The organism is Pantoea sp. RG18 (assembly GCF_025910075.1).
GTDB lineage: Bacteria > Pseudomonadota > Gammaproteobacteria > Enterobacterales > Enterobacteriaceae > Pantoea > Pantoea agglomerans.
Map to the genome: position 1 here is coordinate 287,579 of NZ_JAPCIL010000009.1, position 24,058 is coordinate 311,636.

At 54.5% G+C, this 24,058-nt stretch carries 23 protein-coding genes; 13 read left to right on the forward strand and 10 right to left on the reverse strand.

Going from position 1 to position 24,058, the window contains the following annotated elements:
• Positions 1–171 precede the first annotated feature (171 nt).
• Positions 172–456 carry a helix-turn-helix domain-containing protein gene (locus OK409_RS12365; protein ID WP_022625265.1) on the forward strand — a complete coding sequence of 95 codons (285 nt, stop codon included), beginning with the start codon at positions 172–174 and terminating at the stop codon, positions 454–456.
• Between the two features lie 73 nt (positions 457–529).
• Here OK409_RS12365 and murA read toward each other — a convergent pair whose 3' ends face one another.
• The 8 genes from murA to OK409_RS12405 all read right to left on the reverse strand — a co-directional run bounded on the left by murA (position 530) and on the right by OK409_RS12405 (position 5,564).
• Positions 530–1,789, reverse strand: coding sequence for a UDP-N-acetylglucosamine 1-carboxyvinyltransferase (gene murA, locus OK409_RS12370; RefSeq protein ID WP_264367118.1), 1,260 nt, complete (start codon positions 1,787–1,789; stop codon positions 530–532).
• 66 nt (positions 1,790–1,855) lie between these two features.
• Positions 1,856–2,113: a BolA family iron metabolism protein IbaG gene (ibaG, locus tag OK409_RS12375; RefSeq protein ID WP_264367119.1), complete on the reverse strand. Its 258-nt coding sequence runs from the start codon at positions 2,111–2,113 to the stop codon at positions 1,856–1,858.
• A gap of 113 nt (positions 2,114–2,226) precedes the next feature.
• On the reverse strand, positions 2,227–2,532 hold the full coding sequence (gene mlaB, locus OK409_RS12380) for a lipid asymmetry maintenance protein MlaB (protein ID WP_010251883.1): 306 nt from the start codon (positions 2,530–2,532) through the stop codon (positions 2,227–2,229).
• On the reverse strand, positions 2,532–3,167 hold the full coding sequence (gene mlaC, locus OK409_RS12385; protein WP_010251887.1) for a phospholipid-binding protein MlaC: 636 nt from the start codon (positions 3,165–3,167) through the stop codon (positions 2,532–2,534). The genes mlaB and mlaC overlap by 1 nt, the downstream gene beginning before the upstream one ends.
• Before the next feature lie 15 nt (positions 3,168–3,182).
• A complete protein-coding gene (gene mlaD, locus OK409_RS12390; protein WP_010251890.1) occupies positions 3,183–3,728 on the reverse strand; it encodes an outer membrane lipid asymmetry maintenance protein MlaD in 546 nt (181 codons plus the stop codon).
• A gap of 4 nt (positions 3,729–3,732) precedes the next feature.
• Positions 3,733–4,515 carry a lipid asymmetry maintenance ABC transporter permease subunit MlaE gene (mlaE, locus tag OK409_RS12395; RefSeq protein WP_010251894.1) on the reverse strand — a complete coding sequence of 261 codons (783 nt, stop codon included), beginning with the start codon at positions 4,513–4,515 and terminating at the stop codon, positions 3,733–3,735.
• Between the two features lie 4 nt (positions 4,516–4,519).
• Positions 4,520–5,335, reverse strand: a complete 816-nt coding sequence (mlaF, locus tag OK409_RS12400; protein ID WP_010251897.1) for a phospholipid ABC transporter ATP-binding protein MlaF — start codon at positions 5,333–5,335, stop codon at positions 4,520–4,522.
• Entirely contained in the window at positions 5,307–5,564 is a 258-nt protein-coding gene (locus OK409_RS12405; RefSeq protein WP_124889623.1) for a hypothetical protein, read from the reverse strand. The genes mlaF and OK409_RS12405 overlap by 29 nt, the downstream gene beginning before the upstream one ends.
• Between OK409_RS12405 and OK409_RS12410 the strand changes: the two genes are divergently transcribed.
• From OK409_RS12410 to npr, 11 genes are all read left to right on the forward strand, one after another.
• Positions 5,563–6,543 (forward strand): calcium/sodium antiporter, encoded by a 981-nt coding sequence (locus OK409_RS12410; protein WP_010251901.1) that lies wholly within the window; start codon positions 5,563–5,565, stop codon positions 6,541–6,543. The genes OK409_RS12405 and OK409_RS12410 overlap by 2 nt on opposite strands.
• A gap of 16 nt (positions 6,544–6,559) precedes the next feature.
• On the forward strand, positions 6,560–7,543 hold the full coding sequence (kdsD, locus tag OK409_RS12415) for an arabinose-5-phosphate isomerase KdsD (protein ID WP_010251903.1): 984 nt from the start codon (positions 6,560–6,562) through the stop codon (positions 7,541–7,543).
• A gap of 13 nt (positions 7,544–7,556) precedes the next feature.
• Positions 7,557–8,123, forward strand: coding sequence for a 3-deoxy-manno-octulosonate-8-phosphatase KdsC (kdsC, locus tag OK409_RS12420; RefSeq protein ID WP_010251905.1), 567 nt, complete (start codon positions 7,557–7,559; stop codon positions 8,121–8,123).
• Positions 8,120–8,692 (forward strand): LPS export ABC transporter periplasmic protein LptC, encoded by a 573-nt coding sequence (gene lptC / locus OK409_RS12425; RefSeq protein ID WP_010251907.1) that lies wholly within the window; start codon positions 8,120–8,122, stop codon positions 8,690–8,692. Before kdsC ends, lptC begins: the two co-directional genes overlap by 4 nt.
• The gene (gene lptA, locus OK409_RS12430; protein WP_010672013.1) at positions 8,667–9,218 is read left to right on the forward strand and encodes a lipopolysaccharide ABC transporter substrate-binding protein LptA; all 552 of its coding nucleotides are present in this window, start codon (positions 8,667–8,669) and stop codon (positions 9,216–9,218) included. Before lptC ends, lptA begins: the two co-directional genes overlap by 26 nt.
• Before the next feature lie 5 nt (positions 9,219–9,223).
• Entirely contained in the window at positions 9,224–9,949 is a 726-nt protein-coding gene (gene lptB / locus OK409_RS12435; RefSeq protein WP_003851107.1) for an LPS export ABC transporter ATP-binding protein, read from the forward strand.
• Between the two features lie 48 nt (positions 9,950–9,997).
• A complete protein-coding gene (gene rpoN, locus OK409_RS12440) occupies positions 9,998–11,431 on the forward strand; it encodes an RNA polymerase factor sigma-54 (protein WP_264367120.1) in 1,434 nt (477 codons plus the stop codon).
• A gap of 21 nt (positions 11,432–11,452) precedes the next feature.
• Positions 11,453–11,740, forward strand: coding sequence for a ribosome hibernation promoting factor (gene hpf, locus OK409_RS12445; RefSeq protein ID WP_010251913.1), 288 nt, complete (start codon positions 11,453–11,455; stop codon positions 11,738–11,740).
• Between the two features lie 152 nt (positions 11,741–11,892).
• Entirely contained in the window at positions 11,893–12,372 is a 480-nt protein-coding gene (gene ptsN, locus OK409_RS12450; RefSeq protein WP_010251916.1) for a PTS IIA-like nitrogen regulatory protein PtsN, read from the forward strand.
• A 47-nt stretch (positions 12,373–12,419) separates the two neighbouring features.
• Complete coding sequence (gene rapZ / locus OK409_RS12455; RefSeq protein WP_010251920.1) at positions 12,420–13,274, forward strand: RNase adapter RapZ; 855 nt, start codon at positions 12,420–12,422, stop codon at positions 13,272–13,274.
• Entirely contained in the window at positions 13,271–13,543 is a 273-nt protein-coding gene (npr, locus tag OK409_RS12460; protein ID WP_010251923.1) for a PTS phosphocarrier protein NPr, read from the forward strand. The genes rapZ and npr overlap by 4 nt, the downstream gene beginning before the upstream one ends.
• A 3-nt stretch (positions 13,544–13,546) precedes the next feature.
• On the opposite strand, the gene mtgA is transcribed toward npr, so the two are convergent.
• Both mtgA and arcB read right to left on the reverse strand, forming a co-directional pair.
• Complete coding sequence (gene mtgA / locus OK409_RS12465) at positions 13,547–14,266, reverse strand: monofunctional biosynthetic peptidoglycan transglycosylase (protein ID WP_250488958.1); 720 nt, start codon at positions 14,264–14,266, stop codon at positions 13,547–13,549.
• Positions 14,267–15,154: 888 nt separating this feature from the next.
• A complete protein-coding gene (gene arcB / locus OK409_RS12470) occupies positions 15,155–17,488 on the reverse strand; it encodes an aerobic respiration two-component sensor histidine kinase ArcB (protein ID WP_033780457.1) in 2,334 nt (777 codons plus the stop codon).
• An 889-nt stretch (positions 17,489–18,377) separates the two neighbouring features.
• Between arcB and OK409_RS12475 the strand changes: the two genes are divergently transcribed.
• Positions 18,378–23,909, forward strand: coding sequence for a glutamate synthase-related protein (locus OK409_RS12475; protein ID WP_158149632.1), 5,532 nt, complete (start codon positions 18,378–18,380; stop codon positions 23,907–23,909).
• Positions 23,910–24,058: the final 149 nt, after the last annotated feature.

Genomic DNA, 24,058 nt, shown 5'->3' on the forward strand with positions numbered 1-24,058 from the left:
CTGTTGCACTCCTTTTGCATGCCACCCCACAGATCAGATGCTGGATCCAAATATTACTGGAAACTAATGGGAAATATTTGCTATAAAAAGCTCAATCTTTCCAGATAATGGTAAAAAGGAAAGCTCACGTCCTGCGGGACGACGCAATGACAGGGAAAAGGAGAACAGGATATGCAAAAAAGGATGGAAGACTGGCACCCGGCTGACATTATCGCGGCGCTGCATAAGCGTGGAATGACACTCGCGGCGCTGTCACGCGCAGCAGGTCTCAGTTCATCAACGCTGGCTAATGCGCTCACGCGTCCATGGCCCAAGGGCGAATGGTTGATCGCCGACGCGATCAAGGTTCATCCTTGTGAGATCTGGCCCAGCCGCTATTACGATCCCGAGACCCACTGCCTGCTGGATCGCAGAAAACGTATCCGGGCGCCTGTCGATCATTCCGATACCGCCTGAAAACTCAGGCGATCCTCAGGCGAAAAAAAACCAGCCCCCAAAGGGGGCTGGCTCTTTCAGAGCATCTGCGGGATTACTCTTCGCTGACGCGCTCGATGTTTGCGCCCATGGCTTTCAGCTTATCTTCGATGTGCTCATAGCCACGATCGATGTGATAAATGCGATCAACGAACGTCGTTCCTTCCGCAATACAACCGGCCAGAACCAGGCTGGCAGACGCACGCAAATCGGTCGCCATCACCTGCGCACCTGACAGGGTTTCAACCCCATGACAGATCGCCGTGTTGCTCTCAATCTCAGCATGTCCGCCCATACGAATCAGTTCCGGGATATGCATGAAACGGTTTTCGAAGATGGTTTCGGTAATCACGCCCGTGCCTTCCGCAACCATGTTTAACAGTGTGAACTGCGCCTGCATATCGGTCGGGAAACCTGGATGCGGTGCAGTGCGCACGTTGACCGCTGTTGGCCGCTTGCCGTGCATATCCAGACTGATCCAGTCTTCGCCGGTTTCGATATCGGCACCCGCATCACGCAGCTTGGCCAGCACAGCATCCAGCGTATCCGGCTGGGTTTTGTGACACATCACTTTGCCACCCGAAATGGCGGCAGCCACCAGGAAGGTACCGGTTTCGATACGATCCGGCAGGACACGATAAACACCGCCACCCAGACGCTCTACGCCTTCGATGGTGATTTTATCGCTGCCTGCACCACTGATTCTGGCGCCCAGGGTGTTAAGGAAGTTGGCGGTATCGACAATTTCCGGCTCACGCGCCGCATTCTCAATCACGGTAGTACCGGTCGCCAGCGTCGCAGCACTCATGATGGTCACGGTCGCGCCGACGCTGATTTTGTCCATGACAATCAGTGCGCCCTTCAGGCGGCCATTGACTGACGCTTTCACGTAGCCCTCTTCCAGCTTGATCTCGGCACCCAGCTGTTCAAGACCGGTAATGTGCAGATCAACCGGACGCGCGCCGATAGCGCAGCCACCCGGCAGGGAAACCTGACCCTGACCAAAACGCGCCACCAGCGGGCCCAGCGCCCAGATTGAGGCACGCATAGTTTTGACCAGATCGTAAGGCGCACAAAATACATCTACCGCGCTGGCATCGACATGCACAGAACCGTTGCGTTCCACCTTCGCACCCAGCTGGCTCAGCAGCTTCATGGTGGTATCAATGTCGCGCAGCTTTGGCACATTCTGGATCTCGACCGGCTCTTCAGCCAGCAGCGCAGCAAACAGAATAGGAAGCGCGGCGTTCTTTGCCCCGGAAATGGTTACTTCACCACTTAAGCGGGTGGGGCCTTGCACACGAAATTTGTCCATTAACACGGCTCTCAATTAACTAGCTAAAGATTGGACTCGCCAGCGACGAGTTCACCCCGCTGGGGATCAGAAACCGTTGAGTTTACGGTCACGCGCCCATTCAGCGGGAGTATAGGTTTTGATAGAGACAGCATGAATGCGGTTATCCGCGATAAATTCCATCAGCGGCGCGTAGACAGCCTGCTGCTTTTTTACGCGGCTCAGTTCGCCAAACAGTTCGCCTACGGCGATCACCTGAAAATGGCTGCCATCATTGCTCATCACATGCACTTCATCTAAAGGCAATGCTGCCATCAGCACGGCCTGAATTTCACAGTTTTCCATTGGGCTTAACTTCACTTAATAATAATAAGGCTGACATAGTAGAGGAAAGCGGCTGACTCTTAAATACGCAAAAGCCCCTGTTGAAAACAGGGGCTTAGCATAACAACCGGATATCAGGCGCTTTTATCCGCAGAAACAATAATCTGTTGCAGATTGTAAAGCGTTATCAGCGAATGCAGTTTGTCGCTGATGCCCGTAAAGCGAGGGGTAATACCCTGTGCCCGCGCGATTTCCCGCAGATGCACCAGCAGGGCAAGCCCGGAAGAGTCCACACGCTCCAGCGCCGCGACGTCGATGGTATCGACATCTTTAATCAGCGTTTCACGTTGCTGCCACAGGCTCATCAGCGTGTCGCGATCCAGTTCGCCTTTCAGTAATAGCGTGCTGGCTTCCCGCTCCCAGCGTAACGATTCGTGCATTATTGTTGTTTATCCAGCGTGATTGGCTGTGCCGCAGAAGATTTCAGCTGCGCCGTCAGACCATCGATACCTTTGGTACGTAACAGATCGCTCCACTCATTTTGTTTGGTGGTGATCATGCTGACGCCTTCAGCGATCATGTCATACGCCTGCCAGTTACCGCTCTGGCTGTTTTTACGCCACTGGAAGTCGAGGCGAACCGGTGGACGGCCATTTGGATCGATAATGGAAACGCGAATAGCGACAATCTGGGCATCGCCTAACGGCTGCTCAGGCTGAATCTGGTAGCTCTGTCCGTTGTACAGTGCCAGTGCCTGACCATAAGCCTGCGCCAGATAGTCACCAAAGGCGCTGAAGTAGGCTTCACGCTGAGCGGGCGTCGAATCACGATAGTAGCGGCCCAGCACTAACGCGCCCGCATATTTGATCTGTACATAAGGCAGCAGCTCCTGACGCACAATCTGACGCAGGTAGTTAGGGTCCTGCTTGATTTTCGGCTGCTCGTTTTTCAGACGGGTGAACGTCTTTTGCGCCGCTTCATTCATCAGTTTGTAGGGGTTGCTCTGATCGGCTGCGGTTGCCGTCAGCGGTACCGCAACCACCAGCATGGCAATCATCAGTAAACGTTTAAACATGGTATACCCTCTTCTTTAAGGTTGAGCCGGTGCCGCAGGCGCAGCACTGTCGCCTTCCTGCGCATCCTTGTTTTCACTGTTTTGTTTATTATCGCCGCTCTTATAAAGGAACTGACCGATCAGGTCTTCGAGCACCATGGCGGATTTCGTATCGCGCAGCGTATCGCCATCTTTCAGCATCGCCGAACCCAGTTCAGGATCGTCAAATCCTAAATTGAGTGCCAGGAATTGCTCACCCAGCAGTCCCTGAGTGCGAACCGCCAGCGAGCTGGTGTCTGAAATTTTATTCGCATACTGATCGCTGATGTCCATGGTGACACGGGGCAGCAGCGTTTTCGGCTCTAACTCAATGTCGGTCACCCGGCCAATCACCACCCCACCAATCTTGACCGGCGAACTGGCTTTGAGACCACCAATATTGTCAAAGGTGGCGTAGAGCTTCCACGTCGGCTCGGTGCCCATTGACTTTAAATCGGCGACGCGCAGCGCGAGAAACAGCGCCGCCAGCAACGCCATAATCATAAATATGCCAACCCAGATTTCGCTTTTTTTGCTTTGCATTGCATCAATTCCCAAACATCAGTGCTGTCAGCACAAAATCCAATCCGAGCACCGCCAGTGACGCGTGCACCACAGTGCGCGTCGTCGCGCGACTGATCCCTTCAGAGGTTGGAATCGCATCATAGCCGTTAAACAGCGCAATCCACGTCACGGTAATGGCAAATACCGCACTTTTAATCAGGCAGTTAACCACATCGGCACGAAAATCGACGGCATTCTGCATCGCCGACCAGAAGAAACCGGGATCAATCCCTTTCCAGCTCACCCCGACCAGCGCCCCACCGGCAATCCCTACCGCGGTAAAAATCAGCGTCAGTAACGGCATACTGATAAAACCGGCCCAGAAGCGCGGCGAGACCACCCGGCGCAACGGGTCAACCGCCATCATCTCCATACTGGAGAGCTGTTCGGTGGCCTTCATCAGGCCGATTTCGGCGGTCAGCGCAGACCCTGCCCGTCCGGCGAACAGCAGCGCGGTCACAACCGGCCCCAGTTCGCGCAGCAATGACAGCGCCACCAGCATACCGAGGCTGGTTTCCGCGCCATAGGTGTTTAAGACCAGATAACCCTGAAGGCCAAGCACCATGCCGATAAACAGACCGGAAACCACGATGATCAGCAGCGACAGCACGCCGACGCTATAAAGTTGTTTAATCAGTAGCGGCGTGTGTCTGCGGAACGCTGGCTTGCCCACCAGCGCATGAAAGAGCATGAGTCCTGCGCGTCCAAAACTGGCGCACGTTTCAATTCCCTGACGTCCAAATGTCGCCAGCGCCTTCAACACCATCAGTTTAGTTACTCCCTGAGCCGGTTAAATCAGCGAGATAGTCGCCGGCAGGAAAACGGAAGGGAACCGGACCATCCGCATCGCCATCAATAAACTGGCGAACGCGCGGGTCATTGTTCGCTCGCAACTCCGGCGTGGTGCCGTGTGCGATAATTTTTTGTCCGGCCACGATATAGGCATAGTCCGCAATACTCAGTACTTCCGGTACGTCGTGCGAGACCACAATACAGGTCAGGCCCAGAGCATGGTTCAGTTCATCAATGAGTTTTACCAGCACACCCATCGTGATCGGATCCTGACCGACGAAAGGCTCATCAAACATGATCAGTTCCGGCTCCAGCGCGATAGCGCGCGCCAGTGCCACACGACGCGCCATTCCGCCCGACAGCTCCGCGGGCTTCAGCTGGGCCGCGCCACGCAGACCCACCGCTTCCAGCTTCATCAGCACTGTGCTGTGCAGCAGCGGAGGAGGCAGACGGGTATGTTCACGCAGCGGCCAGGCAACATTTTCATAGACCGTCAGGTCAGTAAACAGCGCGCCAGACTGGAACAGCATGCTCATTTTTTTGCGCGCTTCGTACAATTTAGTGCGAGACAGTGACGGAATGTTTTCACCACGGAAAAAGATTTCACCGCTGGTCGGCTGAAGTTGCCCCCCAATCAAGCGTAGCAGCGTGGTTTTTCCTATCCCCGACGGCCCCATTATCGCCGTCACTTTGCCTTTTGGCACGGTCAGCGAAATGTCATCGAAGATGGTGCGATCTCCGCGCGAAAAACTCACGCCACGAACCTCAACCAGATTCGATTGCTGCTGGATCATTATAACCTCTTGTAAGGATCGGGCGTAAACATGGGGTACGATGGTAGCCTGTTCGGTCCTGATTCACGATAGCTTTACAGAAACTTACCGCTAAGATTTGGCGAAAATGGTCATTAAATTTACTTTTGCCGTCCGGACGGTCAAAATCAGCGCCTGTCTCGCCAAACAGAACCTTAAACCGGTCGGGAAAGGCATTGCCGGCCTGGGTTTTTACGCAAGGATTTTTCATGTTCGTAGCTTCTGCACTGCTGATTATCGGTTTGCTTTTACTGGCATATGGTGCCGATCGTCTGGTGTTTAGCGCCTCTATACTGTGTCGATCATTTGGCATCCCGCCACTGATTATTGGCATGACCGTTGTCAGCATCGGCACCTCGCTGCCAGAGATGATCCTCTCCTTTTCCGCCGCGCAGCATGGCCAGATGGATCTTGCTGTTGGCACCGCGCTCGGCTCGAATATTACCAATATTTTACTCATCCTGGGTGCCGCTGCGCTTATGCACCCGCTCAGCGTCCATTCTAATCTGATACGCCGTGAACTGCCGTTAATGTTGCTGGTTACCCTGCTCAGCGGTTTCATGCTGTTTGACAATCAGCTTAGTCGACTGGATGGAATAGGCCTGATCGCCATTGCCGCGATTTATCTGATGGTGGTGATTCGCATTGCGCGTAAAGCAGAACGGGATAACAACGACACCCTGACCCGCGAGCAGCTGGCCGAGCTGCCACGCGAAGAGAGCGGAAATACGGTGGCCTTTCTCTGGCTGGCCGTCGCGCTGATTATCCTGCCGATGTCGACACGAATGGTGATCGACAATGCCACGGCGTTTGCCGACTATTTTGGCGTCAGCGAACTGGTGATGGGCCTGACGCTGATCGCCGTGGGCACCAGCCTGCCCGAGCTGGCAACGGTTATTGCCGGTGCGCTGAAAGGCGAAGATGATATCGCGATCGGCAATCTGATCGGCGCCAACATTTATAATATTGCCATTGTGCTGGGTCTGCCGGCGCTGATTCACCCTGGCAGTGTCGATTATCACGCCTTCGCCCGTGATTACTGGGTGATGCTGGGAGTCAGCGTGCTGTTTGCCCTGCTCTGCCTGCTACGTCGCCGCCGCGTTGGCCGTACGGCAGGCTTATTTTTACTCTGTGGTTTCTTCGTCTGGGTGACGCTGCTGTGGATGCAGCCGGCATTCATGGACGGCTAACAAGGACAGACTCACTATGTCATATCAGCAACCAACAGCATTTGATTTCCAGCAGGCGGGGAAAACCGTACTGCGCATTGAGCGCGAAGGTCTGGAACAACTCGATCAATATATTAACGACGATTTCGCCCGCGCCTGCGCCCTGATCTACGCCTGTCAGGGTAAAGTGGTGGTGATGGGCATGGGCAAGTCTGGCCATATCGGCAAAAAAATGGCGGCGACCTTTGCCAGTACCGGCACGCCCGCTTTTTTTGTTCATCCGGCCGAAGCCAGCCATGGCGATCTGGGCATGGTGAGCAAAAATGATGTGGTCATCGCCATCTCCAACAGCGGTGAGTCGAACGAAATCCTCGCGCTGATTCCGGTTTTAAAGCGTCAGCACATTACGCTGATCTGCATGACCGGACGGCCTGACAGTGCGATGGGCCGGGTTGCCGATGTGCATCTGTGTGTCCATGTTCCGCAGGAAGCCTGCCCGCTGGGTCTGGCACCGACCACCAGCACCACGGCCACGCTGGTGATGGGTGACGCGCTGGCGGTTTCGCTGCTGGAAGCGCGCGGCTTCACCGCCGAAGACTTTGCTTTGTCCCATCCTGGCGGTGCGCTGGGTCGTAAACTGCTGCTGCATGTGGCTGATATCATGCACAGTGGCGATGAACTGCCGCACGTCACACGGGACGCCTCGCTGCGCGATGCGCTGCTGGAGATTACCCGCAAAAATCTGGGGCTGACGGTGATCGTCGACGACCTGATGAAAATTGAAGGTATCTTTACCGATGGTGACCTGCGCCGCATCTTTGATATGGGCATCGATTTCCAGCGCGCCACCATCGGGGAAGTGATGACGCCAGGTGGCATCCGCGTCCGGCCTAATATGCTGGCAGTGGAAGCCCTGAACCTGATGCAGACCAAAAACATTACCTCGATTCTGGTGGCCGATGACGACCATCTGCTCGGTGTGGTACATATGCATGACATGCTGCGCGCTGGCGTAGTCTGAACAGGAAGAGAAAATGCAACAGGCAACCCACCCGATTGAAACCTGCTACGGCCCGGTCAGCGCTGACGTTATGGCGCGCGCCAGCAGGATTCGTCTGCTGATCTGCGATGTCGATGGCGTGATGTCCGACGGAGTGATCTACATGGGGAATAATGGCGAAGAGCTGAAGGCATTCAACGTGCGGGACGGTTACGGCGTTCGCTGTTTGCTGACCTCCGATGTGGAAGTGGCTATTATTACCGGCCGCAATGCCCGCCTGATGGAAGATCGCTGCAAAACGCTCGGCATCCGTCATCTTTATCAGGGACAATCGGATAAGCTTTTGGCCTATCGTGAACTTCTGGATAAACTGTCTCTTTCCGACGACCAGGTCGCCTACATTGGTGACGATCTGATCGACTGGCCGGTTATGGCGAAAGTGGGTTTAAGCGTGGCGGTGGCGGATGCACATCCGATCCTGTTGCCGCGCGCGCATTATGTCACGCGGATTGCCGGTGGACGCGGTGCAGTTCGCGAAGTATGTGACCTGATCTTAATGGCGCAGAACAAATTTGAGGATGCCAAAGGGCAATCAGTATGAGTAAAAGCAGGCGTTGGATAACGCTGATTCTGACCTTGATTGCACTGGTTTTGATCGGCTGGAATCTTACTAACCAGGATGACGATGGCACGCCAGTCGGCACGGACAGTCAGTCACCGACCTATACCAGTGCTGATTCACACACTGTGGTTTATAACCCGCAGGGCGCGCTGTCATATAAACTGGTCTCTGACAAAGTGACCTATTTTTCGGATGATGAACTGAGCTGGTTCGACAATCCGGTCATGACCACCTTTGATGAGAACAAAATCCCTACCTGGACGTTACGCGCGGATAAAGCAAAGCTCACCAAAGATCGTATGCTTTACCTGTATGGCCATGTTGAGCTGAATACGCTGACGCAGGATTCTCAGCTTGAGCGGATCAAAACCGATAACGCCCAGATTAATCTTGTCACTCAGGATGTTACCTCTGATGACCAGGTGACATTGTATGGCCGCAGTTTTAACTCCACCGGCATGAAAATGCGCGGCAATTTACGGACAAAAAACGCCGAGTTAATCGAGAAGGTCAAAACCTCTTATGAAATTCAAAATGAACAAAAATAGCCTGAAGCTTTTACTGGCCAGCATGCTGCTGGCAACCAGCGTTCCGGCGCTGGCTCTGACCGGTGACTCGGACAAGCCCGTCAATATTGACTCGCAGAATCAGGCGCTGGATTTGCAAGGCAATGTCGCGACCTTTACCGGCAATGTCATCGTGACGCAGGGCTCAATTAAAATCACGGCAGATAAAGTCGTGGTGACCCGTCCGGGCGGCGACAGCAAGAAAACCATCGTTGATGCCTACGGTAATCCCGCCACCTTCTATCAGATGCAGGACAGCGGTAAGCCGGTGCAGGGCCATGCCGCAAAACTGCACTATGAACTGGCTAACGATTTCGTTGAACTGACCGGCAATGCATTCATTGAGCAGCAGGACAGCAACATCAAAGGCGATCGTATTACCTACCTGGTGAAAGAGCAGAAAATGCAGGCATTCAGTCAGGGTCAGAACAAGCGCGTCACGACTGTACTGGTGCCGTCGCAACTTCAGGACAAAGGTTCGTCCAACAGCGGAAAGAAGAGTAACTGATAGCTATGGCCACATTAATCGCAGAAAACCTGGCGAAGGCATATAAAGGCCGTCGCGTGGTAGAAGATGTCAGCCTGCAGGTAAAATCCGGCGAGATTGTCGGCCTGCTGGGCCCGAACGGTGCCGGTAAAACTACCACCTTTTACATGGTGGTGGGCATTGTGCCGCGTGACGCTGGCCGCATTATTATTGATGATGAAGATATCAGCATCCTGCCGCTGCATGCCCGTGCGCGTCGTGGCATCGGCTATCTGCCGCAGGAGGCATCGATCTTCCGTCGCCTCAGCGTCTACGATAACCTGATGGCGGTCTTGCAGATCCGTGACGATCTGACCGAAGAGCAACGCCAGGATCGTGCCCGTGAGCTGATGGAAGAGTTTCACATTGAGCACCTGCGCGACAGCATGGGCCAGGCACTTTCGGGTGGTGAGCGACGTCGTGTTGAGATTGCACGGGCGCTGGCGGCTAATCCTAAATTTATCCTGCTGGATGAACCTTTTGCCGGTGTTGACCCCATCTCCGTTATCGACATTAAGAAGATCATTGAGCATCTGCGTGACAGCGGCCTCGGTGTGCTGATTACCGACCATAACGTACGCGAAACGTTAGCGGTCTGTGAGCGGGCTTATATCGTCAGCCAGGGGCACCTGATCGCACACGGCACACCGAATGAAATTCTTGCGGATGAGCAGGTTAAGCGGGTTTATTTGGGTGAAGAGTTCAGACTCTGATAAGGTGTCGTTAATACCGATGTTTACCTGGGAACGATCATCCTGTCTATGAAGCAAGGTTTACAACTCAGGTTCAGCCAACAGCTGGCAATGACTCCGCAGTTGCAACAGGCGATTCGCCTGCTGCAACTCTCTACGCTTGAACTCCAGCAGGAGCTTCAGCTTGCGCTGGAAAGTAATCCGCTGCTTGAGCAGACTGACCTGCATGAAGAGATCGATTCACGGGAGTCTTCAGATGCCGAGGCGCTGGATACACGCGAAGCGCTTGAGCAGAAAGAGATGCCTGATGAACTGCCGCTGGATGCGACCTGGGATGAGATCTACACCGCGGGTACGCCTTCCGGCACCGGCACCGATTACCAGGATGATGAGTTACCGGTTTATCAGGGCGAAACGACCCAGTCGCTGCAGGATTATCTGATGTGGCAGGTCGGACTGACGCCGTTCAGCGATACCGATCGCGCCATTGCCACCTCTATTGTCGATGCTATTGATGACACCGGGTATCTCACCGTTTCGCTTGAGGAGATCCTTGACAGCATCGGCGATGATGAGCTCGAAGCGGATGAAGTTGAAGCGGTGCTGAAACGCATCCAGCGCTTTGACCCGATTGGTGTTGGCGCGCGCGATCTGCGTGACTGCCTGCTGGTGCAGCTTTCACAATATGCGCCCGAAACGCCGATGCTGGCAGAGGCGCGTCTGATCGTCAGCGAACATCTCGATCTGCTGGCAAACCATGACTTCCGCAGCCTGATGCGGGTCACACGCCTCAAAGAAGAGGTGCTGAAAGAGGCGATGCTGCTGATTCAGTCGCTGGACCCGCGTCCGGGTCAGTCGATCAACACCGGCGAACCAGAATATGTCATTCCCGATGTGCTGGTGCGTAAGATCGGCAGCCGCTGGACGGTTGAACTCAATGCCGATAGCGTGCCACGTCTGAAGATCAATCAGCACTATGCGGCAATGAGCGGCGCGACGCGGAACGACAGCGACAGCCAGTTCATTCGCAGTAATCTGCAGGAAGCCCGCTGGCTGATTAAGAGCCTGGAAAGCCGCAATGATACCCTGCTGAAAGTGACGCGCTGTATTGTTGAGCAACAGCAGGCCTTTTTCGAGCAGGGTGAAGAATTTATGCGCCCGATGGTGCTGGCGGATATCGCCCAGGCCGTTGAGATGCACGAATCGACCATCTCCCGCGTTACCACGCAGAAGTATCTGCACAGCCCGCGTGGCATTTTTGAACTGAAGTACTTTTTCTCCAGTCACGTTAATACGGAAGGTGGCGGTGAAGCCTCCTCTACCGCGATTCGTGCCCTGGTGAAAAAATTAATTTCGGCGGAAAATCCAGCCAAACCCTTGAGCGACAGTAAACTGACCTCCATGTTATCTGATCAGGGGATCATGGTGGCACGGCGTACCGTCGCCAAATATCGTGAGTCTTTATCCATCCCGCCATCGAACCAGCGTAAACAACTGGTTTGAAAGAAATGAGAAGGAAGACCTATGCAGCTGAACCTGACCGGGCAACACGTTGAAATCACTCCACCTCTGCGTGAATTCGTCAACGGTAAATTTGCCAAACTGGAACACTATTTTGAACATATCAATCAGGTCTATATTGTCCTGAAGGTTGAGAAAGTCACGCAGGTGGCTGACGCAACACTACACGTGAATGGTGGCGAGCTGCACGCCACATCCGAAGCGGAAGATATGTATGCGGCCATTGACGGACTGATCGATAAGCTCACCCGTCAGTTGACCAAACACAAAGATAAACTGAAAAAACACTAACCTTCACGCTAGCGACGCGCGCCTGGCGCGCAGAGCCGACAGGATGGGGCGGATAATCCGCCCCGTTTTGTCATCTGAGCAGGCGCCGTTTGTCACACGCGTCAATACGCGCTGGCGGTGAATGGCCTGGTGAACACGCAAGTGAAACGATAATGAACAACGATCTCACACTGGAATTGAGCACAGTGCTTTCGCCAGACTGCACCCGCAGCGGCGTCCACTGCCAGAGCAAAAAACGTGCGCTGGAAATCATCAGCGAACTGGCCGCTAAGCAGCTCAACCTGCCGCACCAGACGCTTTTCGAAGCGATCCTGACCCGCGAACGCATGGGCAGTACCGGTATTGGTAACGGGATAGCCATCCCGCACGGCAAGCTGGAAGAGGATACGCTGCGCGCGGTTGGGGTGTTTATCAGCCTCGAACAGCCGATTGCGTTTGATGCCGTCGACAACCAGCCGGTCGATCTGTTGTTTGCCTTACTGGTCCCGGCTGACCAGTGCAAAACACATCTGCACACCCTGTCACTGGTGGCAAAGCGTCTGGCAGATAAAACGGTTTGCCGTCGTCTGCGCGCAGCGCAGAGTGATGAAGAGCTCTATGCCATTATTACGGAAGTCCAGTCGGAGCAGTAACGCGTCTTTACCGGCCCGGTGCCGGTTTTAAAACGGGAGAGAAGGTCATGGTGCTGATGATCGTTAGCGGTCGTTCAGGCTCGGGGAAGTCAGTGGCGCTCCGTGCGCTGGAAGATATGGGGTTCTACTGCGTTGATAACCTGCCGGTCGTGCTGCTGCCTGAGTTAGCTAACTCGCTGGCTGAGCGCAATATTTCGGCGGCGGTCAGCATCGACGTGCGTAATATGCCCGAATCCCCGGAAATTTTTGAAACCGCACTGAATAATCTGCCTGATACATTTTCCCCTCAGCTGCTTTTTCTCGACGCCGATCGCAACACCCTGATTCGTCGTTACAGCGATACGCGCCGTTTGCATCCCCTCTCCAGCAAAAACCTCTCGCTGGAGAGCGCGATTGATGAAGAGAGCGATCTGCTGGAGCCACTTCGTTCACGTGCCGATCTGATCATCGACACCTCAGAGATGTCGGTGCATGAGCTGGCAGAGATGCTGCGTACCCGCCTGCTGGGCAAGCGTGAACGTGAGCTGACCATGGTGTTTGAGTCGTTTGGCTTCAAGCATGGCATTCCGATTGACGCTGACTATGTATTTGACGTGCGCTTTCTGCCCAACCCCCACTGGGATCCCAAACTGCGCCCGATGACCGGCCTCGATCGCCCTGTGGCGGCCTTCCTTGATCGCCACACTGAAGTGCATAATTTTATCTACCAGACGCGCAGCTACCTTGAACTCTGGCTGCCGATGCTGGAGACCAATAACCGTAGCTATCTTACCGTGGCGATTGGCTGCACCGGCGGTAAACACCGCTCAGTCTATATTGCAGAACAGCTGGCAGATTACTTCCGTTCACGGGGTAAGAATGTGCAGTCACGCCATCGTACGCTGGAAAAGCGCAAATCATGACCGTCAGACAAACTGTAGAAATTAAAAATAAGCTGGGCATGCATGCACGTCCGGCGATGAAGTTATTTGAGCTGGTGCAGAGCTTTGATGCCGAAGTATTACTGCGTAATGAAGCGGGCACTGAAGCCGAAGCCAGCAGCGTGATTGCGCTGCTGATGCTCGACTCGGCAAAAGGCGGCCACATTGAGATTGAAGCCAGCGGCCCGGAGGAGATTCCGGCGCTGGCAGCGGTCATTGAGTTATTTGAAGCGGGTTTCGATGAAGATTAACGCTTAATCGAGCTGATTACGCTGCAGGAAGCCTTCCCCGCCAAGCTGGCGCATCTGACGCAGTATCCACTGCTGCCGCTCTCTGACATAGCCTGAGGGTGCAGCAGCACGATAACGTATCGGATTAGGCAGCACCGCTGCCAGTAAGGCGGCATCTGCTGCGGTCAGCCGGCTGGCAGGCTTATGGAAATAACGCTGAGAAGCCGCCTCAACGCCAAAGATGCCGGGCCCGAACTCCGCAATATTGAGATAGACGGTTAAAATACGCCGCTTCGTCCAGACCGTTTCAATTCCTACCGTCAGACCCGCTTCCAGACCTTTACGCACCCAGCTGCGACCATCCCAGAGGAACAGATTCTTCGCCGTCTGTTGAGACAGCGTGGACGCCCCACGCATCCGGCTATCGCTGTTATCCAGTACAGACTCAATCGCCGCCACATCAAAGCCCCAATGGGTGGGAAACTTTTGATCTTCTGAGGCGATAACGGCCAGCCCCATCCAGGGCGAAATCTCGTCATGGCCGACCCAGTCTGAATGGGCGAAATAACTAAAATCACCGCGTAACCAGGCTCCGATCTGTCGTTCAGCCATCACCGCTGAGAACGGCACGGGTAAGAACGAAAAGAGTAAAATGCCCGCCAGCCATATTCCCAGCCACACCAGTACGATACGACCAACAATACGTCTGATACGCTGTCCGACGCTTCCTTTATGCTTGTTCATGCAATCTTCCCACACTTGTTTCAGACGTTAATCAATCACTCATGTAATCACTGCTAAAAAAGCAGCCTTTTTACGATTATCGCTGAAAACTGACAGGCTGTTTCCAGACTTTATTCAATCATTTTGCATCAACATGCTGCAACAGTTCGAAATAGTTCAAGTACTTCCGCAAAAAAGGAATCGGTTCCATTCATTGCCATTGCTTAGCATCTTTCCAGATAAACACTTAATAATAAGTAATAAGCGCCCGCATGAATCATTTACGATGCTTAACTGTTATTATTTTCTTAATCCTGCCGCGCCCAAAGGTTAATCAGAATTATCGTTATAACGGATAAATAAGCAGCGCTTAATGGCGTCACGGGTTGCCAGAATGGCACTATTTCCTTCCAGTAATAACCCTGATAGCAGAACGACAGAAGGACAAACTTTTAGATTCTTTTTTATCATTCCAAATCGTTTTGGATAATTCGTGTCATTTCAGGCAGCGCGCTTGCAATATCAGCGCGTTAGCCTCACTCAAAAGGCAAATGTTAACGGCGGCTCACTTTGGTGCTGCTCAGCCTCAGTTTCCCTGCCCGGCAGCATTAAAACTACACGAAAAAGCGCAAAACTGATTAAAATAGCAGCAACACAGCACAGAAATTAATTCCTTACTTGACTGTGTTGCCAAATTAATGTTTTCTGTATTTAAACGCTGCTCAATATCACAAATTTTAATGAATCTTGTCGCATGAGAAGATGAATTTGCTAAGGTGATGACAGTGTTAACCAATACCCTGCGGCTGCATTAATTATTCAAATCATAGCGGCCGCAATGATTTCCCTGGTGTTGGCGCAGTATTTCGCGCACCCCGGCCTCGGCTGGGGTCATTTTTTTCCGGGGTATCACTTATCCTGCTCTGCCACCCAGTCGCGTAATACCTGCACATCGTGTCGCCATTCATGCTTCAGCTCATCAATCCATTCACCTACATTGTCCCACCACGCCGGTAACTCCGGACTCTGAATCTGTTTCGCCAGCATCTGCAAACGCTGCAGCCCGACCGAACCCGCCGCCCCTTTGATTTTGTGTCCCTCTTCAGCAATGCCTTTCTGATCGCGCGCCATCAGATTCGACTCCAGCACCGCAAGGTAGTCCGGCATCATCTTTTCAAACATCGTCAGGCTTTGGGTAATCAGGCTGGGACCAACCAGCTCGATATACTGTTCGAGCATCGCGACATCCAGCAGCATTCGGGTTTTGTCATCGCTGACATCAGCGATCTCCTCTTCCGGTTCTGTCTGATAATCCCAGTACTTTTTAATCATCGCAGTGAGTGCCGGCACTGCCAGCGGTTTGCTGAGCACGTCATCCATTCCCGCATCGAAGTACTCTTTTTTGTCTTTGAGAACATTGGCGGTAAGAGCAACCAGCGGGGGCAGATGCGTTCCCTGGTACTGCTGGCGAATCGCACGTGAGACATCCAGCCCGGTCATATCAGGCAGTTGAATGTCCAGCAGCACCAGGTCAAACTCCAGCGGGTCAAACATCGCCAGCGCCTCGCTGCCGGTCATGGCGACCTCTACACTGCAGCCCAGCTTCTCCAGTACCGAGCGCGCGACAATTACATTGAGCTCAATATCTTCAACCAGCAGCACGTGCAGCGCAGGCAGTGGCAGGCTGTCGTCCACGCCTTCATCCTCCACCTCTTCAGCAATGCGTGGCGCTTTAATCTCTACGGTGAAGCAGGAACCCTGTCCCGGCGCACTGTGCACCCGGATATCACCGCCCATCGCCTGCGCCAGGCGGCGTGATACTGCCAGTCCGATGCCGGTACCGGTAGCCGGTTTACCGCCATGCTGATCTTTGACCTGATAATACATAGCGAAGATCTTGTCCTGCTCCTCCTGACGGATACCCATGCCGGAGTCCTGCACCTCAAAGCGCAGCGTCTCGTCCTGCTCATAGGTTACCCGCACCACGATCTCGCCCTGCTGGGTGAACTTCACGGCGTTACCAATCAGGTTCCACAGAATCTGGCGCAGACGCGTTCCATCGGTCGAGATCATATGCGGCAGCGGCAGTTGCGGCGCGAGCACAAACTTCAGCCCTTTCGGCTGTGCCAGCAGGCCAGAGAGGTTTTCTAAATCGGCCAGGAAACCGGTGAAGTCGAGCGGCTGATTATCCAGCTGTACTTTACGGCGCTCGATTTTGTCCACCTCAATCACATCATTGAAGATATTGCCCAGCGTGATGGCGGAGACGTGGATGGTTTTCAGGTATTTCAGCTGTTCCTGATTAAGGTCGGTGTCCAGCAGGATGCGGCTCAGGCCGACAATGCCATTAAGCGGCGTACGAAGCTCGTGGCTGATCGTAGAGATAAAGGTGGTCTTCTCCCGGCTGGCGTTCTCTAACGCGTCCTGATAGCGCTTACGTTCGGTTATATCGCGGCCAAAGCCCATCAATCCGCTGCGCTTACCCACGCGGTCGTAGTAAGGCACTTTACGGATCTCGAAGCAGGCTTTGCGTCCGTCGGGATATTGCAGCCACTGTTCATAGGTCAGCGAGACGTTGTGGCGGAACACCTTTTCGTCCGTTTCCAGCACCTTAGTGGCCGCTTCATCATCATAGATATCGCGCGGCGTCAGGCCAATCAGCTGCTTTTCGCTTTTGCCGGTCAGCAGCTCCATCGCGCGGTTGCAGCCGGAGAACTGTTTATCGATGTTGCGATAGAACACCAGGTCAGGCGAGGCATCCAGGAAGGAGCGCAGGAAGGAGGATTGCTGTTCCAGCTCAATCTGTGCCTGCTCACGACGCGTTACCTCTTCACGCAGCTTATCCATCACCTGTTCGCGTGCCAGCTCCGCCTTTTTACGATCGCTGATCTCCTGATTCAGCTGCGTAATGGTCTCTTTCATCTGCTGATTGAGTTCCAGATCCCGGGTACGCATCTCTTCCAGCTTATCCACCAGCCGTGCCAGTCGTTGCCGTGACTCCTCCAGCTGATCGACCACCACCGAGAGAAAATAGACCGCCCAGGGCGTGATCAGCAGCCCGAAGAAGACCGAACGCACCACGTCAATGCTCTCGACATGGCCCCGCAGTACCATCGTGACCGCCATCTGGACAATCATCGCCAGCACCACCAGCGCAGACGCCAGCAGCAGCGAGAACCTCACCAGTCCAAGCTTCACCATTAAATCAACGTAGTACTGCGCCAACAGACGAATTTGTTTCATAACAACTCCCTGGAAGAGAAACAGCCTCATAATAGCGCAGTTAACCCGCTGCCGTCGCAGCACGTCGCGTGGAGATAAGGGATCAAATGCGCTTTTATGGTGCAGCAGCCTCGCCGATCGGCGACGTTAAGGACAAAGCGGTTAAAACCCTTGACTGACTGTGCCAAATGAATAATCTGTAAGGCCGCCAGCGAATCACCGATTTCTCTGTACGGCCTTTTTTCAATATCCTGGCAGCGTCCTGTTGCACAGGCACACCCTTTTATATGCATAGCCATTCATCTTTAATGCTGTTTTAAGCATGCCCATGCTGATTAATTTTTCTTATAACCAACCGCGGTTTCATTCAAATAACCGGACATAAGAAAAACAGATACATGCTATGCATCATGGGTGCTGAACAGCATTTAATGCTGCTTAACACCCTGTCACCAGCATGGTGCAGAGATCTGACGCCTGCACTACAGTGAGTCAGTTCACATTTATCGGCCTGTCGCCAGGCACCAGAGTGATACATTTTAAACCTTAAAAAGCATTTAATTCATAGACTTAAGCAGATAAAACGCATGATAATCCCGTCTGACCGCCCTATTTGACCTGATTACGCTTTCCCGATAAGTTGGAAATCCGCTGAAAGCTTTCCAGACGGGCCATTGTCTCGGCATATCTATGCAACAAGAAGACTCCCGCGTGGTTTAAGTCATCTCCTTTAAGAGACCGGAAATCAGAGAGCAGCTCAATTAAGGACGTTTTACCGATGTCTGGAGAGAAATGCTCAGGGCTATGACGCGCGCTCGACAGAGCATGGCGATGAAAATGATAGCGCCCCCGTTGCGCTCAGACCCTGAAACAGTGCAGGTAATGTCAAAGCAGTTTAAGGAGACCCTCAATGTCCACTAAAAAACCTCAATCCTATGGCTTGTATGATCCGACAGCAGGCAGTGACAGCTGTGGTGTAGGTTTCATTACGCGTAAGGACGGCGAGCAGACCCACGAGATTCTGCAGATGGCGCACAGCGCCCTGTGTACGGTGCCTCACCGCGGCGGCATGTCAGCGGAAGGCGTTGGCGACGGCGCGGGGGTCAACGTTGATCTTTCGCTGCAATTCTTCCGCAAAATTACCGGCCAGCCGCTGGAAGCGGGACGCTTCGGTGTCGGTAACTTCTTTGTGCCGAAAGATGCTGAGCTGCGCGCGAATGCCGAACGTCTGGTGGATGAAACCCTCAGCAGCTTTGGTCTGCCGGTACTCATGAAGCGTGACATGCCGCTCGACAGCAGCGTGACGCGCCCGGCAGCCGCGCAGTTCCAGTTACCGATTCTGCAGTGGATTTTCACTGCGCCACAGGATGTGGTGGATCAGAACGACTTCGAAAAACGCATCTACCGTGCCCTGTTAACCATTGAAGCCCGAGCTTTCACCGAAAGCGAATTTGGCGGCCTCTATCCGCTGTCGCTGTCATCACGCACGCAGGTGTTCAAAGCCCGTCTGAATTCCAATGAAGTGATCCCTTACTTCAAAGATCTGACCGATCCCGATCATCAGGTGCGCGGGCTGTTTTTCCACACCCGCTTCTCCACTAACACCGATCCCCATACCACGATGGCGCAACCGTTCCGCCTGATGGCGCACAATGGCGAGCTGAACACTGACCGTAAAAACCGCATCGCTGAGTCCGCGCTGGCACTGGCCCGTGGCAAGACCATCGTGCGGCCTAAAGGCCAGTCCGACAGTTCGCGCCTGGATCAGAGCATCCACAGCCGTCTGATGGAAGATGACCTCGATCTGATCACCGCCGTGGTGTCGATGATGCCGCCCGCCTGGGAAAACGACAGCGCGCTGTCGCCAGAAGTGCGTGACATGCTGGAGTACTTCTCGCTGTATGAAGAGAAGAACGACGGCCCTGCTGCCTTAATCTTTGGTAACGGCGAAGTGATTGGCGCGCGTCTTGATCGTCTGGGTCTGCGTCCCCTGCGTTCAGTAGAAACCGCTGACTATATCGGTGCGATGTCGGAAGCCGGCCAGATCGCCTTCCCACCTGAAAGCGTGTTGCGTCGTGGGCGTATCGAAGCGGGCGGTATGCTCTATTTCGATCACCGTGAAAAACGCAGCTATACCACGCTGCAGGCGCTGGAAAAACTGGCCGCAGAGAAAGATTATTCGGCGTTGCTGCGTGAAGCGCGCGTCGGTCTTGACGATCTGCCCGAGATCCCGGCAGAACAGCAGGGTTCACCGCTGCGTTATCGTGGCGATCTGAAAACGTATCAGCGCTTTGTTGCCTACTACTACAATCAGGAAAGCTTCAAGTTCATGATGGACCCGATGCTGAATACCGGCGCAGAGAAGATCTCTGCGATGGGTTACGGCAACGCCATCAACGGCTTATCCGATCATGAAGGCGGCATGGCGCACTACTTCTCTCAGCGCTTTGCGCAGGTCACCAACCCGCCGCTGGACTCTATCCGCGAAGTGGATGGCATGACGTTGCGTGTCGCGCTGGGGGCAAAACCCCATCTGGGCCGCAGCAAAGGCCGTCAGATTGTGGTGCCGACCCCGATTCTAAGCCACCTCGATATGCTGCGTTTACGCGAGCAGACTATCGCACCTTATGCCCGCTTTGAGATGCTCTATGAGCCGGTGATCGGCAAAGATCTGCTGAGCACCACCGCGAACGCGAATGCTTTGGAAAAAGCGATTGATGACCTGGCGCAACAGGTGGTTGATTTTGCCCGTACCCAGGGTGGCATCGCCGTACTTACCGATCGCCATATCTCTTCAAAGCACGCCGCGATCCCGATGCTGCTGGTGGTTTCCGCCATCAACCAGCGCCTGATAAAGGAAGGGTTGCGTCTGGATGTTTCTCTGGTGGTTGAAAGCGGCCAGAGCATCTCGTCGCACCACATTGCCGCCACACTTGGCTTTGGAGCGTCAGCTATCTATCCGCTGGGCGTACAGATGCGCGCAGAGGAGAAATTTGGTGAAGGTGAAGAAGGTAACAAAGCCTTTAAGCGCTATGCCAAAGCGGCTGAAAAAGCACTGATGAAAACCATGGGCAAAGTGGGCCTCTGTACCGTTGAGAGCTACAGCAGCGGTGAGTTCTTTGAGCCTAACTTCCTCAACACCGATGATCCGGTGCTGAAAAAGTATTTCCCGAATATCAAAACGCCGGTGGGCGGCGCAGGCTTCGCGACGATCGCGCAGATGGCCGTTGACTGGCACCAGAGCGCACTGAAGATTCAGGGCGAATCTGAAGTTCCGTTGCTGGGCCTGTTCAAAGAGCGTGCAGAAGGCGCAGGTCACTCCTACGGCACCATCGCCGTGCGGACCTTTATCGACATGACCGAAGAGCCGATTCGCTTTGCCGACAAAGCGCGCGAAGAGGACAACTTCATCCGCCTGATGACGCTGGCTAAACTGGATAATGCGTTTGGTATCAAGCCAGAGACCTTTAAAGACAGCAGCTTTGAGCGCATCCCGGATGAGGTGATTAATAATTTCGCGATTACTGCTGATTACCGTCAGTTCTCAAGCCTGATGTATGAAGAGCGTAAACGTCGCCCGGCGGCCCTGCGCGACATCCTGACATTCCCGGCTGACCTGACCCACATCGACAGCGAAGCGGAGTTCCGCCGCAAGCTGGGACGCTACTCGCTGACCAACAACGGCTTTGCCATTCGTGGCATGGAGTGTGAAGCGGTAGATGGCAGCCTGAATCACTTTATGCTGCGTCTGACCGATGCGATTGAAGGACTGAAGCCTGAGAGCGAACGCCTGCAGAACCTGTCACGCGCCCTGAAATCCCGCTTCGGCGACGATATTGAAAGCAGCGAAGTGGTGACTGGCGGTCTGAAAGTGACCGCTTACGGTAAAGCGGCCGATTATCTGTCACGTATCTTCACCACCCTGCCCTCACTGCCGCTGAGCGAAGTGCAGCCAGCCTGTGAAATTACCCGTACCTTTGCGTCCGGGGCGATGAGCCACGGTGCGCTGGTGGCTCCCGCTCATGAAGCGGTCGCGCACGGTACCAATATGGTCGGCGGCATGAGTAACTGCGGTGAAGGCGGCGAGCATTATTCCCGTCACGGCACCATTCGTGCCTCACGCATCAAACAGCTGGCTTCGGGCCGTTTCGGCGTCTGGGCTGCCTATCTGGCGGATCCGATGCTGGAAGAGCTGGAGATCAAAATTGGTCAGGGTGCGAAACCTGGCGAAGGCGGCCAGCTACCGGCGGCCAAAGTTACCGTCGAGATTGCTGCCGCGCGTGGCGGTACGCCTGGCGTCGAGCTGGTCTCACCGCCGCCCCATCACGACACCTATTCCATCGAAGATCTGGCGCAGTTGATCCACGACTGTAAAGCCGCGCGGGTGCGCGTTATCGTCAAGCTGGTCTCGTCTGAAGGGATCGGCACCATCGCGGTTGGCGTGGCCAAAGCGGGTGCAGACGTGATTAACGTTGCGGGTAACACCGGCGGTACCGGCGCTGCGTCGGTGACCAGCCTGAAATATACCGGACGCGTGGCTGAAATCGGCATCGCTGAAGTCCACCAGGCGCTGTGCGCCAACGGCCTGCGTGAGAAAGTGCTGCTGCGCTGCTCTGGCGCCCAGCAGACCGGCAGCGACGTGGTGAAATCTGCGCTGCTGGGCGGCGACAGCTTTGAGTTCGGTACGACGGCGCTGATGATGCTGAAATGCGTGATGGCGAAGAACTGTAACGTTAAGTGCCCGGCTGGCTTAACCACGAATGCCGAAGCGTTTGATGGCGATCCGCGTCAGCTGGCGCAGTATTTCCTCAACGTGGCGCATGAAGTGCGTGAAATCCTGGCGCGTATGGGCCTGCGTTCCCTGCGTGAGGCACGCGGTCGCTCTGACCTGTTGCACCTGATGGATCACCCGCTGGAAGTGGGCAAGCTCGACTTACGCGCCATGCTTACCGTGGTGCCTGAGCTGAAAATCGACAAGCCGGTTTATCTGGAAAAAGATTTTGAGCTGGATGATGTCTGGATTGAGCAACTGAAGCTGTCGCTGGTGGATCAGGGAAATCCTGACGTCACTCTGGGCAACAACATCGTGCTGAATAACCGAAACAAAAGTGTCGGCGGCCAGCTGGCCATCGATATTGAGCGGATGCTGAACCATCAGCTGAGTTCTGAGCAGCTGCAGGCGATGCCTGCCGTAATGACTGACGATCGCGGTCGTCGCTATCTGGCCCCTGAGAGCGTAAAAATTTCCACCACCGGTTCTGCCGGTCAGTCGTTTGGCGCCTTCTGCAACGATGGCATGCAGCTGACCCATTACGGCACCTGTAACGACGGTGTCGGCAAAGGACAGTGTGGCGGCGAACTGATCGTGATGTCGCCTGGCGGCGGCGCGCAGGATGCCGATGGCAACGTGCTTATTGGTAACTTTGCGCTGTTTGGCGCGACCGGCGGACGTCTGTTCGTGCAGGGCCAGGCCGGTGACCGTTTCGCGGTGCGTAACTCCGGTGCCACCGCCGTGGTTGAAGGCGTCGGTGACTTCTGCTGCGAATATATGACCAATGGCGCCATCCTCAACCTGGGCACCTTCGGTAAAGGATTTGGCAACGGCATGAGCGGCGGCTTCGCCTACCAGTACGACCCCTATGGATCGCTGGCCAGCCATGCTGCCGGTGATTCGGTGCAGTTCGGCTCGATTGCCGATCAGGATGAGATGGCCCAGGTGCATAAGCAGGCGGTGCTGACCATGCTGAACTGGCATCTGGAGGCGACCAAATCACCGCGTGCCGCCTGGCTGCTGGAGAACTGGGAAACGGAGTGTCACCACTTTGTTTACGTGATGCCGCGCTCGCTGCTGCTCTATCAGGATGGCGGCGAGATTCTGAAAGCCAAGAGCCGCAAAGATCTGCTCGAAGAGCTGTCGACGGCGCTGGCAGGCCATCAGGTGGCGAAGTTTAAAGCCGCATGGCGTCAGGGTAAAACCATCGCCAACGGTGCCGTACCAGCTTATGGCGCGACCGATACGCTGGAGATGTTTGTCCTGCTCAACAACTACACCGTGCTGAGCTTTGCCCAGCAGCTGGCGCTGGCTAAGTTGCCGAAAGGCACCCCGGTTGAAGATGCGGCAGTTGAAAAAGCGGTCCGTAATCTGTTGATGACGGAAGACTTTTCGCTGATAAGCAAGCTGCAGCGTCATGCCCGTTCCGCTATCGAGAGCTACAGCGATGATGAACTGGCGAGTCTGATTGGTACCAAACGCATGTCAGATTACAAAGCGGCGCTGACGCAACGTAACATCCGCTCCATGGACAGTCTGGCAACCTATGGCTGGATCATGTATCAGGATGCCTGTAACCGGGAAGTGCTGGGCCACCTGCCTGACTTTGAAGAGCTGTTTGCACGTGCGGCATTGCCGGAAATCGCTGCTGCGGTGGGTAAACTCTCCTGACAGTGATACTGATCAGGCTGAACTGAATATTATTAATTGATCATTGCCCGGATTAATCGTTGTACCGGACAGATGCAGCACCGCTCTCCCCTGTCGCACACGCTGCGGCGCGGGAAAGCGGAACCGCTTTCACACCGGACAATGCCACT